General features: G+C 70.1%; 12 protein-coding genes and 1 tRNA gene. 8 read left to right on the top strand and 5 right to left on the bottom strand.

Annotated elements, in window-relative coordinates; all coding sequences use genetic code 11:
* The first annotated feature begins 3 nt into the window (after nt 1-3).
* The 3 genes from CI089_RS01550 to CI089_RS01540 all read left to right on the top strand — a co-directional run bounded on the left by CI089_RS01550 (nt 4) and on the right by CI089_RS01540 (nt 2,772).
* Nucleotides 4-618, top strand: coding sequence for a thymidine kinase (locus CI089_RS01550; protein WP_094259961.1), 615 nt, complete (start codon nt 4-6; stop codon nt 616-618).
* A 101-nt stretch (nt 619-719) separates the two neighbouring features.
* A complete protein-coding gene (locus tag CI089_RS01545; RefSeq protein WP_094259960.1) occupies nt 720-1,439 on the top strand; it encodes a FadR/GntR family transcriptional regulator in 720 nt (239 codons plus the stop codon).
* A 49-nt stretch (nt 1,440-1,488) separates the two neighbouring features.
* Nucleotides 1,489-2,772 (top strand): alpha-hydroxy acid oxidase, encoded by a 1,284-nt coding sequence (locus CI089_RS01540; protein ID WP_094259959.1) that lies wholly within the window; start codon nt 1,489-1,491, stop codon nt 2,770-2,772.
* Nucleotides 2,773-2,871: 99 nt separating this feature from the next.
* Here the strand turns inward: CI089_RS01540 and CI089_RS01535 are convergent, their stop codons facing one another.
* The 4 genes from CI089_RS01535 to CI089_RS01520 all read right to left on the bottom strand — a co-directional run bounded on the left by CI089_RS01535 (nt 2,872) and on the right by CI089_RS01520 (nt 7,289).
* Entirely contained in the window at nt 2,872-3,636 is a 765-nt protein-coding gene (locus tag CI089_RS01535) for an HAD-IIB family hydrolase (protein WP_179223196.1), read from the bottom strand.
* 61 nt (nt 3,637-3,697) lie between these two features.
* Nucleotides 3,698-3,771: transfer RNA gene (locus tag CI089_RS01530), tRNA-Pro, on the bottom strand.
* Between the two features lie 48 nt (nt 3,772-3,819).
* Complete coding sequence (locus CI089_RS01525) at nt 3,820-4,749, bottom strand: metallophosphoesterase (RefSeq protein ID WP_094259957.1); 930 nt, start codon at nt 4,747-4,749, stop codon at nt 3,820-3,822.
* Nucleotides 4,749-7,289 carry a transglycosylase domain-containing protein gene (locus CI089_RS01520; RefSeq protein WP_094259956.1) on the bottom strand — a complete coding sequence of 847 codons (2,541 nt, stop codon included), beginning with the start codon at nt 7,287-7,289 and terminating at the stop codon, nt 4,749-4,751. Before CI089_RS01520 ends, CI089_RS01525 begins: the two co-directional genes overlap by 1 nt.
* Before the next feature lie 107 nt (nt 7,290-7,396).
* Here CI089_RS01520 and CI089_RS01515 point away from each other — a divergent pair, with 107 nt between their 5' ends.
* The 3 genes from CI089_RS01515 to CI089_RS01505 all read left to right on the top strand — a co-directional run bounded on the left by CI089_RS01515 (nt 7,397) and on the right by CI089_RS01505 (nt 9,924).
* Entirely contained in the window at nt 7,397-7,618 is a 222-nt protein-coding gene (locus CI089_RS01515; RefSeq protein ID WP_094261190.1) for a DUF4177 domain-containing protein, read from the top strand.
* Nucleotides 7,615-8,082: a RidA family protein gene (locus CI089_RS01510; RefSeq protein ID WP_094259955.1), complete on the top strand. Its 468-nt coding sequence runs from the start codon at nt 7,615-7,617 to the stop codon at nt 8,080-8,082. The genes CI089_RS01515 and CI089_RS01510 overlap by 4 nt, the downstream gene beginning before the upstream one ends.
* Nucleotides 8,083-8,184: 102 nt before the next feature.
* On the top strand, nt 8,185-9,924 hold the full coding sequence (locus CI089_RS01505) for a Na+/H+ antiporter (protein WP_094259954.1): 1,740 nt from the start codon (nt 8,185-8,187) through the stop codon (nt 9,922-9,924).
* A gap of 22 nt (nt 9,925-9,946) precedes the next feature.
* Here the strand turns inward: CI089_RS01505 and acs are convergent, their stop codons facing one another.
* A complete protein-coding gene (gene acs, locus CI089_RS01500) occupies nt 9,947-11,911 on the bottom strand; it encodes an acetate--CoA ligase (RefSeq protein ID WP_094259953.1) in 1,965 nt (654 codons plus the stop codon).
* A 407-nt stretch (nt 11,912-12,318) separates the two neighbouring features.
* On the opposite strand from acs, the gene CI089_RS01495 reads away from it, so the two are divergent.
* Nucleotides 12,319-13,341, top strand: a complete 1,023-nt coding sequence (locus CI089_RS01495) for a TadA family conjugal transfer-associated ATPase (protein ID WP_094259952.1) — start codon at nt 12,319-12,321, stop codon at nt 13,339-13,341.
* Nucleotides 13,338-14,240, top strand: coding sequence for a type II secretion system F family protein (locus CI089_RS01490; RefSeq protein WP_094259951.1), 903 nt, complete (start codon nt 13,338-13,340; stop codon nt 14,238-14,240). Before CI089_RS01495 ends, CI089_RS01490 begins: the two co-directional genes overlap by 4 nt.
* Nucleotides 14,241-14,303 lie beyond the last annotated feature (63 nt).

Genomic DNA, 14,303 nt, shown 5'->3' with positions numbered 1-14,303 from the left:
GGCATGGCCAAGCTCTACTTCCGTTACGGAGCGATGAACTCCGGCAAGTCGACGGCTCTTCTGCAGGCGGCTTACAACTACGAAGAGCGCGGCCAGCACGTTCTCCTCGCCAAGCCCGAGATCGACACCAAGGGCGCGGGGCAGATCGCCAGTCGGCTGGGAGTCGAGCGCGACGTCGACTTCCTCGTCGGCGCGGACGACGACCTGCGGGCCGTCTTCGGCGTTCATCGTGAGCGCGTCCGTGCCGAGACCGGTTCGGATGTCGCCTGCCTCCTGATCGACGAAGCGCAGTTTCTGACATCCGAGCAGGTCGATGATCTGCTGCGGACCGTCGTCGAGGAGAACGTCCCGGTGCTCGCCTACGGCATCCGCACCGATTTCCAGACCCGGGCCTTTCCCGGTTCCGCTCGGCTGATGGAGCTCGCGCACAGCCTCGAGGAGCTCAAGACGATCTGTCGCTGCGGGCGGAAGGCGCTCTTCAACGCCCGCCTGGTCGGCGGATGCTTCGTGTTCGAGGGTGACCAGGTCGCGATCGACGAGCTCGCTCTCGACCGGGTGACGTACGAGTCCATGTGCGCCGAGTGCTATCTCCGCGAGTCGGGTGGGCGCCTCGCCTGACGCGACGGGCGCCTGATACGTTTCACGACGCGCCCGTCCAGCGCTTTGCGCGGTCAGACCACAAGATGTATCGTGGTCCGGCCACCAACGAGAGGGGCGTCATGGCCGACGGAACCCCGGCGCGCGCCTGGCGCGTCGTACTGGAGAAGATCGAATCCGATCTTCTCGCCGGCAAGCTCGGTCCCGGCGACCGGCTGCCGTCCGAACGCGACCTCGTCGCGCAGCTCGGTGTCGGGCGTTCCAGCGTCCGCGAGGCGTTGCGCGTGCTCGAGGTCATGGGTCTCATCCGCACCGCCACCGGTTCGGGCCCCAGCGCCGGCGCGATCGTGGTCGCGCGGCCGACCGGCGGCATGCAGGCGCTGCTGCGCCTGCAGGTGGCGGCGCAGGGTTTCGCCATCTCGGATGTCGTCAACACGCGTCTCCTGCTCGAGGAGTGGGTCGCCGGCGAACTGGCAGGCTCGTCCGACGTCGACCTCGAGCGCGCTCGCGAAGCGCTCCGCGCGATGGATGCCGCCGACCTCAGCCCCGCCGATTTCCTGGCGCTCGACGCTCAATTCCACGTCGCCCTGGCCGAGGCGTCGGGAAACGAGGTCGTCGCCGCGATGATGGCGGGCCTCCGCTCGTCGATCGAGGACTACGTGCTCGAAGGCGCCGCGCGCATTCCCGATTGGAACAGCGCGGTCGACCGCCTGCGCGACGAGCACAATGCGATCGTGGCCGCGATCGATGAGCGGCGGGTCGCGGATGCCCGCACCGCCGTTCATGACCACATCACGGGGTACTACGCCTCCGCGAACCCCGTCCGTCCCGAAACCACCTGAATCCATCCGACCCGACCCCTTCGGCCCCCGGCCGGAACAGAGAAGAGACATGGTCACCCGACAGCTGCCCAAGATCCCCGAGCTGCTCGAACTGATGCAGTTCAAGGCCCCCGATCTCAACGGGCGTCGCCGCCGGCTCACGTCGGCCCTGACGATCGACGACCTGCGGACCATCGCGAAGCGCCGGACGCCCAAGGCGGCGTTCGACTACACCGACGGCGCGGCCGAGGGTGAGATCTCGCTCGCGCGAGCACGCCAGGCGTTCCAGGACATCGAGTTCCACCCCGACATCCTGCGTCCGGCGGAGTCCGTCGACATGTCGACGGAGATCCTCGGCGGGCGCTCCGCGCTGCCGTTCGGAATCGCCCCGACGGGATTCACCCGCCTCATGCAGACGGAAGGCGAGAGCGCCGGAGCGTCCGCCGCGGGCGCCGCCGGCATCCCGTTCACGCTCTCCACCCTCGGAACGACCTCGATCGAGGGCGTGCGCGCGGCAAACCCCCACGGGCGCAACTGGTTCCAGCTCTACGTCATGCGCGACCGTGAGATCTCGTACGGCCTCGTCAAGCGGGCCGCCGAGGCGGGCTTCGACACCCTGATGTTCACCGTCGACACCCCCGTCGCGGGCGCGCGTCTTCGCGATAAGCGCAACGGCTTCTCGATCCCGCCCGCTCTGACGGTCGGCACGATCGTCAACGCCATCCCGCGCCCCTGGTGGTGGATCGACTTCCTCACGACGCCCAAGCTCGAGTTCGCATCGCTCACGACGACCGGGGGAACCGTCGGCGAGCTCCTCAACGCGGCGATGGACCCCACCATCAGCTACGACGACCTCGAGGTCATCCGCGGGATGTGGCCCGGGAAGATCGTGGTCAAGGGCGTGCAGAACGTCGAGGACTCCAAGCGGCTCATCGACCTCGGGGTCGACGGCATCGTGCTCTCGAACCACGGCGGTCGCCAGCTCGACCGCGCCCCCGTGCCGTTCCACCTCCTGCCGCAGGTCGTGCGCGAGGTGGGCAAGGATGCGACCGTCATGGTCGACACCGGCATCATGAACGGCGCCGACATCGTCGCCTCGATCGCGCAGGGTGCGAAGTTCACCCTGATCGGGCGCGCATACCTCTACGGGCTCATGGCTGGCGGCCGTCAGGGTGTGGACCGCACGATCGCGATCCTCCGCAGCGAGATCGAGCGCACGATGCAACTGCTCGGTGTCTCGAGCCTCGACGAGCTCGAGCCCCGCCACGTCACCCAGCTCCAGCGGCTCGTGCCGATCGCAGGCTCAGCCCCGCGTCGCGCCCCCTCTCGAGCCAAGACCGCATCCCGAGCCTGACGACGGGACGCAAAGCACCGGGCCCCGGTGCCGGCAGCCGATCGGCTGCTCGGCCCGGGGCCCGGGCGCGTGTCGTGCGGAGTCGTCCGCGTCAGCACATCAGCGCAGCGGAAGCGTGGGGATGAGCTGGTCGAGGAAGTCGGCGGTGTCCTCCCAGCCCTCGACCGCGTGGCAGGCCACGCCCATCGCGAGCACGGGGTAGTCGTTGCCGTTCTCGTCGAGACGGTCGCCGACGAACAGGATGTCGTCCTGGGGGATGCCGCTCTGCTCGATGAGACGGGTCATGCCGTAGGCCTTGTCGATGCCGCGCTCGGTGATGTCGACCGACGTGGAGCCGCCCGCGCGCACCTCGAGGTCGGGGATGCGGTCCGCCACGGCCGCTCGGAGCGCGTTCTTCTTCTCGCCGGTCGGGTCCCAGGCCATCTTGGCGTCGACGGGAGCCTGCTGCCCCAGCGCGGAGAAGGTGATCTGCGACCCGCGGTCTTCGAGGATGGGGCCCCAGGTCTCGCTCTCCCACAGCCCGAGGCGACGCGCCTCCTCCTCGACCGCGGCGAGGGCGCGGGCCTTCTGGTCGTCGGTCAGCGAGCGGGCGTAGATCGTCTCGATGCCGGCGGGGGAGAGGCGGTAGTACTGGGTGCCGCAGGTCGGCAGCAGGTGGAAGTGCGACAGCAGCTCGGCATCCGTCTCAGGCAGCTGGTCGACGACCTGCGCGGTGAACTGCGCGAGCTGTCCGCCCGAGATGATCGCGACCTCGACGCGGGCGGCGAGCTCGAGCAGCTGACGTCCGATGCGCGGGTCGATGGCGCTCTTCGAGGGAGCGAGGGTGTCGTCGAGGTCGAAGGCGACCAGGCGGGGGATGGGCATCCGTGCTCCGTTCTCCGGTGGCATGAAAGAGGCCCCGCCTTGCGGCGGAGCCTCTTCGCTGTCGGGGTGACAGGATTTGAACCTGCGGCCTCGTCGTCCCGAACGACGCGCGCTACCAAGCTGCGCCACACCCCGTGGCAACCCTCCAAGCTTACCCCGATCTCGCCCGGAAGACGAATCGGCTCACGCCCGGGCGCGGAGGACGAGGACGGACGCCTCCGGGCGGCACGCGAACCGCACGGGGGCGTAGATGGAGTGCCCGAGCCCCGCGCTGACATTGAGGGGCACGGCGTCGGCGCCCCACGTGCTCAGGCCGCGCGCCTGGTCGAGGGGGATGTCGCAGTTGGCGACGAGGGCGCGCGAGGCGAAGGGGATCCGGACCTGACCGCCGTGCGTGTGGCCGCCGAAGATCATGTCGGCTCCCAGGTCGACGAAACGGTCGAGCACGCGGCGATACGGGGCGTGGGTGACCCCGAGGGTCAGGTCGGCGGGCTTGCGGCCCCCCAGGGCCGCCAGAGCGCCCGGGAGGGCGTCGAGGTCGTCCCAGTCGCGGTGCGCATCGTCGACGCCGACACCGTCGATCCGCAGGCCGGAGACGCGTACCGCCGCGGCGGCGTTGTCGAGGTCGGTCCAGCCCAGGCCGTCGGTGAAGAAGGCGTCCATCGCCGCCGTGTCGAGCTTGGGCGCGGCTTTGGCGTGCTGCGAGGGGCCCGTGAAGTACCGCAAGGGATTCCGTCCGCTCGGCTCGTACACGTCGTTCGAGCCGTGGACGAAGAAGCCGGGCACGCCGCGCAGGGGAGCGAAGGCCCGACGGATGCCATCGAGACCGCGGGTGTGGCCGAGGTTGTCGCCCGTGTTGACCACCAGATCCGGCTGCGTCTGCTCGGCCAGGTCTGCGATCCATCGCTGCTTGCGTTGCTGCCACGGCGCCATGTGGGCGTCGGAGAGGTGCAGGACGGTGATGCTGGGGCTGCCCGCCGGCAGTACAGGGATCTCGTGACGTCGAGCGGTGAACAGATAGCGCTCGATTCCCACCCCCCACACGACCGCACCGCCGGCGCCCAAGGCGCCGGCGGTGGCGATCGTGGAGAGCGTCCTGCGGACGCCTGCCATCAGCAGTTCTTCGCGGTGTACTCGATGGTGATCTGGGTACCGCGCCCGACCGCCTGGCCGGCGGCGGGGTTGGTGCCCGTCACCGTCGGCTGCGGCGAGTCGTCCTTCTCGGTACACGCCGTCGTCACGCTGGTGAAGCCTGCCGCTCGGAGTTGGCGTTCCGCCTCCTGCGGGTTGCCCGTCACCGGCGGCACCGTGGCGCCCTGGCCGTTGCTCGGGGTGATGGTCACCGTGGTGCCGCCCGGAGCGCGGCCCGCGCCCGGATCCTGCGACACGATCCGACCTTCGGGCTCGGTCGAGTCGGTGGGCTCGGCGACGTTCACGGCGAACCCGGCCGCCTCGAGGGTGCCACGTGCCTCGTCGACGTTCTGCCCGACGACGTTGGGCAGGTCCGTCAGGACGTTCTTCGTGAGGTTCGTGTCCGGAGTCGGGAAGCGGTCGCCGCCGAACTTCGCGTTCGCCGCCCCCTGCATCTTGGGCCAGATCGCGTTTCGGATCTGATCCAGGCGCCAGCCGTTGACGCGGTACTCGTTGAGCTTCGCGAAGCCGTCGACGTTGCCGACCCAGACCACCGTGGCGACCTTGGTGCTCGCGCCGTCCATCCAGGTGTGCTCGTACTCGTGGATACCGGTCTTTCCGAACACCGGCACACCGTCGAAGATGCGGGCGCCCTGACCCGTCGCGTTCATGACGCCTTCGAGCGCGAACGCGGCGGTGGCGGCGACGTTGGCCGAGATGGCCTGGTCGCAGCTCGTCTGCGGCGTGATGTCTTCGCCCGCCGAGTTCACGGCGCGGTCGATGACCTTCGGCTCGCACCGCATGCCACCACCGGCGATCGCGGCGTACGCCTGCGCCATGTCGATGGGGGCGACCGCGGCGGATCCCAGCACGTCGTAGGGGTTGTTGTTGACGTCCAGCGGCTCGCCGTTGGACTGCATGACGCCCATCTTCATCGCGACCTGGTTGGTCGAGCACACCGAGATGCGCTCGGCCATCGCGAGGAAGCCCGAGTTCAGCGAGTCCTCGGTGAACTTCTTGACCGTGCCCGAGTAGCCGTTGCTGCTCTGGAAGTTGCCGATCTCGTTCGCACGGCCGCTGTTGCCGGTGCGGACGTTCTGCGTCGCGCCGTCACAGCTCGTGAGCACCCGCTTGTTCCCGACCCGGCCGTTGAGCACCTCGTTGACGGAGTGCCCCTGCTCGAGCCAGTTGACGAGGCTGAACACCTTGTAGGTCGAGCCGGCGGAGTGACCGCCGCCGCCGTCCTGGTTGCGCACGTTGTAGTTGACCGGGGTCACCGTGCCGGCGTCATCTCCCGTGGGCGCGAACGGACGGTTCTGCACCATCGAGAGCACCCGGCCGGTGCCGACCTCGACCTGGACGCCGGAGGCGCCGAGGTTCAGACGGTCGTCGGTCGCGGGCACGACGGACATCGCGTCGAGCGCGGCATCCTGGAGCTGCGGGTCGAGGGTCGTGTAGATCTTCATACCGCCGCGGCGCAGGTTCTGCTGGCGCTCTTCGAGGGAGTCGCCGAAGGCCGGGTCGTCGAGGACGATGTTGCGGACGTACTCGCAGAAGAATTCGGCGCCGGCGGCGAGCTGGCAGCCCTGCGCGCGCTCCTGGATGTTGGGGGTGATGGGCTCCGCGATGGCGGCATCCCGCTCTTCCTGCGTGATCTTCCCATCCGAGAACATGCGGTTGAGGACGTAGATCTGACGATCCTTGGTCAGCTCGTAGCCGTTCGCCGCGCCGTTCGACTCGCTGTCGGGACGATCGAGACGGTAGGTGTTCGGCTCCTGCACCATGCCGGCGATCGCGGCCGCCTGGCCGATCGTGAGGTCGGATGCGGGCACGCCGAAGTAGTACTGCGCAGCCGCGCCGATGCCGTAGACGGTGCCGCCGAAGTGCGCGATGTTGAGGTAGCCGAGCAGGATCTCGTTCTTGGGATACCGCTTCTCGAGCTGGATCGCGTAGCGCATCTCCTGCAGCTTGCGCTCGATGCCGTCGGTGCCGGAGGCGACCGTCGTCGAGCGGAAGCACGCGTCGACCTCCTCCTGCGACTTGGCCTCCTTCTCGCAAGCCTGCTGCAGCACGTTCTTGACGTACTGCTGCGTGATCGACGAGCCACCGCGCGTGTCGCTGCCGCGGAGGTTGCCGAGCACGGCGCTGGCCGTGCCGACGAGGTCGACGCCGCCGTGCGTGTAGTAGTTCTTGTCCTCGCTCGAGGTGATCGCGTCGAACATGACCGGCGCGACCTCGTCCCACGTGACCGGGATGCGGTTCTGGTCGTAGAACTGCGTCATGAGGACGTCGTTGCCGTCTGCGTCCTTGCGGTAGAACTCGGTCGGCAGCATGAGCTCGTCGACTTCGAGGTAGCTCGGCATGTTGTCGAAGACGTCGATCGCGCTGCTCGCGGCGTAACCCGACACGGCGATGGCGGGGGTCACGGTCGCGGTGACGAGGATCCCGGCCACAGCGCTCAGGCCGACCAGGCCGGCGAGACCGCCGAGCACACCGGTGGCCGTGCGTTTCTTGTGAGGCATAGGGTGATCGTAAGCGAGATACCTGGGCATCCGCCTCAGGACCACCCCTTGCGCGCGTGCCTCCGCGCATGCCGGCGCGCGAGCGAAAGCCGAAGATCGGAGCCCCGATGACGACGTGGGAGTACCTCACCACGCCCCTGCTGATCCACAACACCGCGGCGATCCTCAACAACTGGGGCAAGCAGGGCTGGGAGCTCGTGCAGGTCGTGCCCGGCCCCGAGGGCGGGCTCGTCGCCTACTTCAAGCGTCCCGTGGGCGGGGGAGCAGCCAACGCCGGTCTCGGGGCGGCCCACCAGGCAGCCCAGCAGTTCGAGGGCACGGGCGCATGAGCGTCTCGGCGCGCCTGGCCGAGCTCGGCATCCAGCTTCCGCCCGTGGTCCCGCCCGTCGCGGCCTACATCCCCGCGACTGAGCACGACGGCCTCGTCTACACCTCCGGGCAGCTGCCCATGATCGACGGCGCGCTGCCCGCGACCGGCAAGGTCGGCGAGGGCGACGGTCTCGTCGCGGCCGATGCGGCCAAGCAGCTCGCGCGTCAGTGCGCGCTCAACGCCATCGCCGCCGCGGCGGATGTGGCCGGCGGTGTCGACAACCTCGCTCGGGTCGTGAAGGTGACCGGCTTCGTGGCATCCGTCCCGGACTTCACGGGACAGCCCGGTGTCATCAACGGCGCGAGCGAAGTGCTGGGCGAGATCTTCGGCGACGCCGGTCGTCACGCGCGGTCGGCGGTCGGGGTGCCGGTGCTGCCGCTCGATTCGCCGGTCGAGGTAGAGGTCGTCTTCGCCCTCGTCTGATCCTCGGGCTCTCCGCCCGCCGCGAACCTCGGGCGGAACACCGCCCGAGGGGCGGCTCGCGGCCCTACGCTCTGGTGTGGACCACGCGGAAGGGCGGTAGGGATGCAGGGACTCGAGGTCACGGTTCTGCTGGGCATCGCCCTTCTGGTCGGAACCGTCCTGGCGCCGCGGTTGCGCGTCGCGACGCCGCTCGTGCTGCTCGTGATCGGTCTGCTGCTCGGGTTCGTCCCCGAGCTGCGCGCCATCGAGCTGCCGCCGGAGACGGTGCTGCTGCTGTTCCTGCCGGTGCTGCTGTTCCGCGAGGCGTGGACGACGTCGCTGCGTTCGGTCCGCCGGTCGCTCCGCTACATCGTGCCGATGAGCACTCTGCTCGTCGTCGCCTCGGCGTTCGCCGTCGCTGCTGTCGCGACCTGGCTGGGGGTGCCGTGGGAGGCCGCGCTCGTGCTCGGGGCCGCGGTCGCCCCGCCCGACGCCACCGCGGTGGCCGCGCTCGGCAGGCTGCTGCCCGCCCGCACCTTCATGAAGCTCAAGGCGGAGAGCCTCACGAACGACGGCACGGCCCTCGTCCTCTACGCCATCGCGGTCTCGCTCCTGCTCGGTGACCAGGTCAGCGCCCTCTCGATCACGGGCATGGTGCTGCTGTCGTACCTCGGCGGAGCGGCGGCCGGCATCGCCGTCGCGGCGCTCGCCTTCCTCGCCCTCCGGCGGATGCAGTCGACCCTGACGATCAACCTGACGCTGCTGCTCGTCCCGTTCGTCGCCTTCCTGGTCGCCGAGCTGATCGAGGCGTCGGGCGTGCTCGCCGTGGTCTTCGCGGGGCTCATCGTCGCCTGGGTCTCGCCGCGCATCACGACCGCCATGTCGCGCCGGGCCGCCGATGCCACCTGGCCGTTCGGGGTGTATCTGCTCAACGGTGCGCTGTTCGTGCTGATCGGTCTCGAGGTGCAGCTGGTGCTGCATGAGATCTCGCCCTCGGAGATCGGCATCCTGCTTCTCGTCACCGTCGCGGCGTGGGTGGCGCTCTTCGTCGTGCGCTACCTCTTCCAGTGGCTGTTCTCGCCTTTCTCGCGTCCGGCGGCCGGGTCGAGCAGATCGCTGCGTCATCGTTCGCGGGTCGTCAGCACCGTGTCGGGGTTCCGCGGCGCCGTGTCGCTCGCCATCGCCCTGTCGGTGCCGATCACGACGGCGTCGGGGGAGCCGGTCGAGGGACGCGACTCGATCGTGTTCGTCACGGCGGGCGTCATCGTGCTCACCCTGCTCGTGCAGGGGCCGTTGCTCCCCGTCGTCATCCGGTGGGCGAAGCTCCCCGCCGACGACGCGGCGATCGAGGAGTACGAGCTCGCTCAGCGGGCGATCTCGGGTGCCGCACTCGCAGCACTCGACGACCTCGCCGTGGAGCACGGGGTCAGCGATCGTGTCCGCGACCGCGCCCGGCACGAGGGCTACGAGCGCCTCGAGCTCGCGAACGCCCGCGCCGTCGCGCGCCAACGGGCGGCCGAGGAACGCGACCCGGACGCCGACATCGACGACGACTCGTCCGACGAGGATGCGTCGCGCATGGGCCCCGTGCCGCCCGGGCCGTCCGATGGCGACGGGCACCGGCCCGCGCCGCAGCTCGAGATGCTCGCCGTCAGCGACGACATCGACCTGACACAGCGCTCGCCGCTCATCCGGCACCGGGAGGCGACGCGGCTGCGGCTGGCGATGCTCGATCGCAAGCGCGAAGTGCTGCTGCGCCTGCGCCGAGACGGCACGATCGACGACCTCGTGGCGCGCCGCATCCTCGCCGATCTCGACATCGAGGAGATCCGGGCGCGCGGCCTCGACCGCGACGCCGAGTGACGCGATCGAGCCCGCGGGCCGGCTACTTCAGCTGAGCGCTGATGACCGACATGACCGCGGTGTCGGCGAGCGTCGTGGTGTCGCCGACCTCACGGCCCTCGGCGACATCCCGCAGCAGCCGTCGCATGATCTTGCCCGAGCGGGTCTTCGGCAGCTCGCCGACGATGTAGACGTCGCGGGGCCGTGCGATGGGTCCGATCTGCTCGCCGACCCACTGCCGGAGCGACGTCGCCAGACCGTCGGGGGAGTGGGCGTCGAGGTAGCTCTGCTTGATGATGACGAAGGCCACGACGGCCTGGCCCGTGGTCTCGTCCGAGGCTCCGACGACGGCTGCCTCGGCGGTCGACTCGTGCGCGACGAGCGCGGACTCGATCTCGGTCGTCGACAAGCGATGCCCCGAGACGTTCATGACGTCGTCGACGCGGCCCATCAGCCAGATGTCGCCGTCGTCGTCGAGCCGGGCGCCGTCGCCGGCGAAGTAATAGCCCTGCTTCTGGAACTTCTCCCAATACGTCTCGACGAAGCGGTCGGGGTCGCCCCAGATACCCCGCAGCATGCTCGGCCAGGGCTCCGTGATGACGAGCAGCCCGCCGTTGCCCTCGCCCACGCGGTTGCCCTCTTCGTCGACGACGTCGATCGAGATGCCGGGGAGCGCGACCTGCGCGGATCCGGGCTTCGTCTCGGTGACGCCCGGCAGCGCGGAGATCATGATGGCGCCGGTCTCGGTCTGCCACCACGTGTCGACGATGGGGGCCTTCTTGCCGCCGATGACCTTGCGGTACCACATCCACGCCTCGGGGTTGATGGGCTCGCCCACCGAACCGAGCAGGCGGATGCTCGACAGGTCGTACTGCGCCGGAACCTGACGGCCGACCTTCATGAAGGACCGGATCGCGGTGGGGGCGGTGTAGTAGATCGTCACGCCGTACTTCTGGATGATCTCCCACGAGCGGCCCGGGTGGGGCGTGTCGGGGGTTCCCTCGTAGAGCACCTGCGTCGCGCCGTTGGCGAGCGGGCCGTATGTGACGTAGCTGTGCCCGGTGACCCACCCGATGTCGGCGGTGCACCAGTAGACGTCCGTCTCGGCGTGCAGGTCGTGCACGACGCGGTTGGTGAAAGCGGCCTGCGTCAGATAGCCGCCGGAGGTGTGCAGGATGCCCTTCGGCTTTCCCGTCGTTCCCGAGGTGTACAGGATGAACAGCGGGTTCTCGGCGGGGAACGCCTGCGCCTCGTGGTCGGGGGATGCCGCCGGCACGACGTCGTGCCACCACATGTCGCGCTCGTCGTTCCATTCGATGTCGTTGCCGCCGCGCCGCACCACGATGACGTGCTCGACGGTGAGCTGCGGACCGGCGCCCCGGTCGGCCAGCGCCTGGTCGACGGCGGGCTTGAGCGGCGAGACCTTGCCCTTGCGATAGCCGCCGTCGGCGGTGATGACGAGCTTGGCTCCGGCATCGTCGATGCGGGTCCGCAGGCTGTCGGCCGAGAACCCGCCGAACACGACCGAGTGCACCGCGCCGACGCGGGCGACGGCGAGCATCGCGGCGACGGCCTCGGGGATCATCGGCATGTAGATCGCAACGCGGTCGCCCTGCTCGATCCCGAGCTCGGTCAGGACGTTGGCCAGGCGCTTGACCTCGTCGGTGAGCTCGCCGTAGGTCACGGCGCGGTCATCGCCCGGCTCGCCCTCCCACAGCAGCGCAACACGGTCACCGAGGCCGGCTTCGACGTGACGGTCGAGGCAGTTGTACGCGACGTTCAGCTCACCGTCGGCGAACCACTCCGCGAACGGCGGGTTGGACCAGTCGAGCACCTGGGTGAAGGGCTTGTGCCAGTGCAGCTCGCGCGCCTGGTCGGCCCAGAAGCCCTCGCGGTCGGCCGCGGCGCGCTCGTAGAGCTCGGCGGTGCCGACGGCGGATGCGGCGAACTCCGGCGACGGCGCGAAACGCCGGGTCTCGGTCAGCAGGTGGTCGATCTGGCTGCTCATACGGCACGCTCCTTCGCGGTCGATGGCGCCGCGCACGGGCGGCGTGCGGTCAATCTAGACCGCGGCGAGATCAGGAGACTACCGCCGATAGTGGGTGGTCGTGCCGAGAGTGGCGCGGCGGTGCGGTGATTGGGTCGCAGCGGGTCGGACAGCGTAAGCTGATCCCGGCTGCGACATCGATCGCGCCCGTGGCGGCCCGACCTACCCCCCAAGCGGCGGGACGTTGCGTGGACGGCACCCCTATCCCCCAATGTGGGGTGCCGTCCTTCTTCATTTCTCCGGGCCCGACTACGGTGTCGGACGGCGTTGCCCGCCGCGTCTTCTCCCCACCCGGCCACCGGCGCCGATTGTCCCGTCTCCGGGGCCTCGGATCCATCGACGATCCCGATGGTTCCTAGTGTCGGGGCATGTCCTCAGCATTCGTCGTCGTACCGCGCCGGGGGTCCGTCGGGGACGGGCGCCGGAAACCGGCCGCGGCGCCCACTCCGGCACCGCAGCGGAAGCTTCCCGACGACGCGGCGCTCGATCCGCTGCGCGAGCACCTGCTCGATCCCGATGCGACGGATGTCTTCATCAACGGAGAGCGCGGTGTCTTCGTCGACCGGGGTCGGGGCGCGGAGCGCGCTGACGGGTGGCGTCCGAACGAGGCCGAGGTGCGTGCGCTCGCCGTGGCGTTGATCGCGATCGGGGGACGCCACCTCGACGACGCCACGCCCTGTGCCGACGTGCGGTGGGCCGGCGGCATCCGCGTGCACGCCGTCCTGTCGCCGGTGGCATGCGAGGGGTCGGCCATCTCGATCCGGCTGCCCGCGGTCGAGCAGCTGAGTATCGCTGATCTCGAGCGACGAGGCATGTTCGACGCGGCGGTGGCCGCGGACCTTCGTCAGCTCGTCGCGGAGCGGACGAATCTCCTCGTCACGGGGGCGACGGGTGCGGGAAAGACGACGCTCCTCGCGGCGCTGTTGTCGTGCGCGAGCCCGGTCGAACGGATCGTCACGATCGAGGATGTCGCTGAGCTGAGGCTCGATCACCCCCATCACGTGCGGCTCGAAGCGCGACAGCCCAATCTCGAGGGCGCCGGGGCCGTGCCGCTCGCTCGGCTGGTGCGTGAGGCGCTGCGCATGCGACCCGATCGCCTCGTGGTGGGGGAGTGCCGCGGTGAAGAGGTGCGCGAGCTGCTCACCGCCCTCAACACCGGCCATCACGGCGGTGCCGGCACCGTGCACGCCAGCGGCCTCGCCGATGTCCCGGCGCGGCTCGAGGCGCTCGGCGCATTGGCGGGGCTCGACGATCACGGTGTCGCGAGGCAAGTGGTGAGCGCGATCGGCGCGATCGTCCACGTCGGTCATGTCGACGGTGTGCGACGGGTCGTCGGCATCGCCCGGCCGATCCTGCGAGACGGGCGCCTCGGAGTCGAGGAGCGAGCATGAGGCTGCGGTGGCCCGTGCAGCGTGCCGTGGCTGAGGCGGATGCCGCGGCCGCGGCGGATGTCGCACCGGTCCTGCACCGACTCGCCGTGCTCCTCGAAGCCGGGATCGCACCCGACCGGGCCTGGGAGCACCTGGCCGCATCGGGCGCCTCGGCGCCCCGGCGCGTGTACGCACGGCGTCGGGAGGGGGAACCGCTCACCGAGGCCATCGCCGCGGAACCCGGCGCGTGGCGCGAGGTCGCGGCCGCCTGGCATGTCGCGACGACCGTAGGCGCTCCGCTGGCGCGCACGCTGCGGGGGATGGCCGAGGCCCTGCGTGACGCCCACCAGGCTCGCGACGACATCCGTGTCGCGCTCGCCGAACCCACAGCCACGGCCCGCCTCGTCGGGTGGCTGCCGCTCGTCGCCGTCGCGCTCGCACTGCTGCTCGGTTTCGACGTACTCGCCACCCTGCGGCATCCCGTGGGCGCGGCGTGTCTCGTCGTCGGTGCGCTGCTGATGGCGGGCGCACAGATATGGACGCGTCGTCTCGTCGCTCGCGCCCGACCGGTCGGCGGCGTTCCCGGCACGTCAGCCGAACTGTTCGCGATCGCGCTGTCGAGCGGTGTGTCGATCGGCCGCGCAGAGGAGGTGCTGGCATCCGTGGACGTCTCGCCGTCGGACGCCGACCGCGAGGTCCTCGACCTGTCGACCTCGGCAGGCGTGCCCGCGGTGGATCTGCTGCGCGCCACCGCGGAGCTCGAGCGCCACCGAGCCCGCATCGAGGGGCGGATGCGGGCGGCACAGCTGACCTCGCGGCTGCTGTTGCCTCTCGGGGTGTGCACTCTGCCCGCGTTCCTCCTGATCGGTGTCGCCCCGATGCTCCTCAGCGCGATGACGAGCACCTCGGTGACGCTGTGACGCCGCCCCGCCCGCGCGAGCTCGACCACGCCCGACCAGACCGTGCCCACCGTGCCCGATCCG

The organism is Microbacterium sp. Yaish 1 (assembly GCF_002245215.1).
Taxonomy (GTDB): domain Bacteria; phylum Actinomycetota; class Actinomycetes; order Actinomycetales; family Microbacteriaceae; genus Microbacterium.
This window is presented reverse-complemented; position numbering and strand designations above follow the sequence as displayed.

Bases quoted from the DNA above. Each gene is read 5' to 3' on its own strand.
- acs (WP_094259953.1), bottom strand. From the start codon at position 11,911: ATGAGCAGCCAGATCGACCACCTGCTGACCGAGACCCGGCGTTTCGCG.
- CI089_RS01510 (WP_094259955.1), top strand. From the start codon at position 7,615: ATGAGCGTCTCGGCGCGCCTGGCCGAGCTCGGCATCCAGCTTCCGCCC.
- CI089_RS01550 (WP_094259961.1), top strand. From the start codon at position 4: ATGGCCAAGCTCTACTTCCGTTACGGAGCGATGAACTCCGGCAAGTCG.
- CI089_RS01515 (WP_094261190.1), top strand. From the start codon at position 7,397: ATGACGACGTGGGAGTACCTCACCACGCCCCTGCTGATCCACAACACC.
- CI089_RS01490 (WP_094259951.1), top strand. From the start codon at position 13,338: ATGAGGCTGCGGTGGCCCGTGCAGCGTGCCGTGGCTGAGGCGGATGCC.
- CI089_RS01495 (WP_094259952.1), top strand. From the start codon at position 12,319: ATGTCCTCAGCATTCGTCGTCGTACCGCGCCGGGGGTCCGTCGGGGAC.
- CI089_RS01520 (WP_094259956.1), bottom strand. From the start codon at position 7,289: ATGCCTCACAAGAAACGCACGGCCACCGGTGTGCTCGGCGGTCTCGCC.
- CI089_RS01545 (WP_094259960.1), top strand. From the start codon at position 720: ATGGCCGACGGAACCCCGGCGCGCGCCTGGCGCGTCGTACTGGAGAAG.
- CI089_RS01535 (WP_179223196.1), bottom strand. From the start codon at position 3,636: ATGCCCATCCCCCGCCTGGTCGCCTTCGACCTCGACGACACCCTCGCT.
- CI089_RS01540 (WP_094259959.1), top strand. From the start codon at position 1,489: ATGGTCACCCGACAGCTGCCCAAGATCCCCGAGCTGCTCGAACTGATG.
- CI089_RS01525 (WP_094259957.1), bottom strand. From the start codon at position 4,749: ATGGCAGGCGTCCGCAGGACGCTCTCCACGATCGCCACCGCCGGCGCC.
- CI089_RS01505 (WP_094259954.1), top strand. From the start codon at position 8,185: ATGCAGGGACTCGAGGTCACGGTTCTGCTGGGCATCGCCCTTCTGGTC.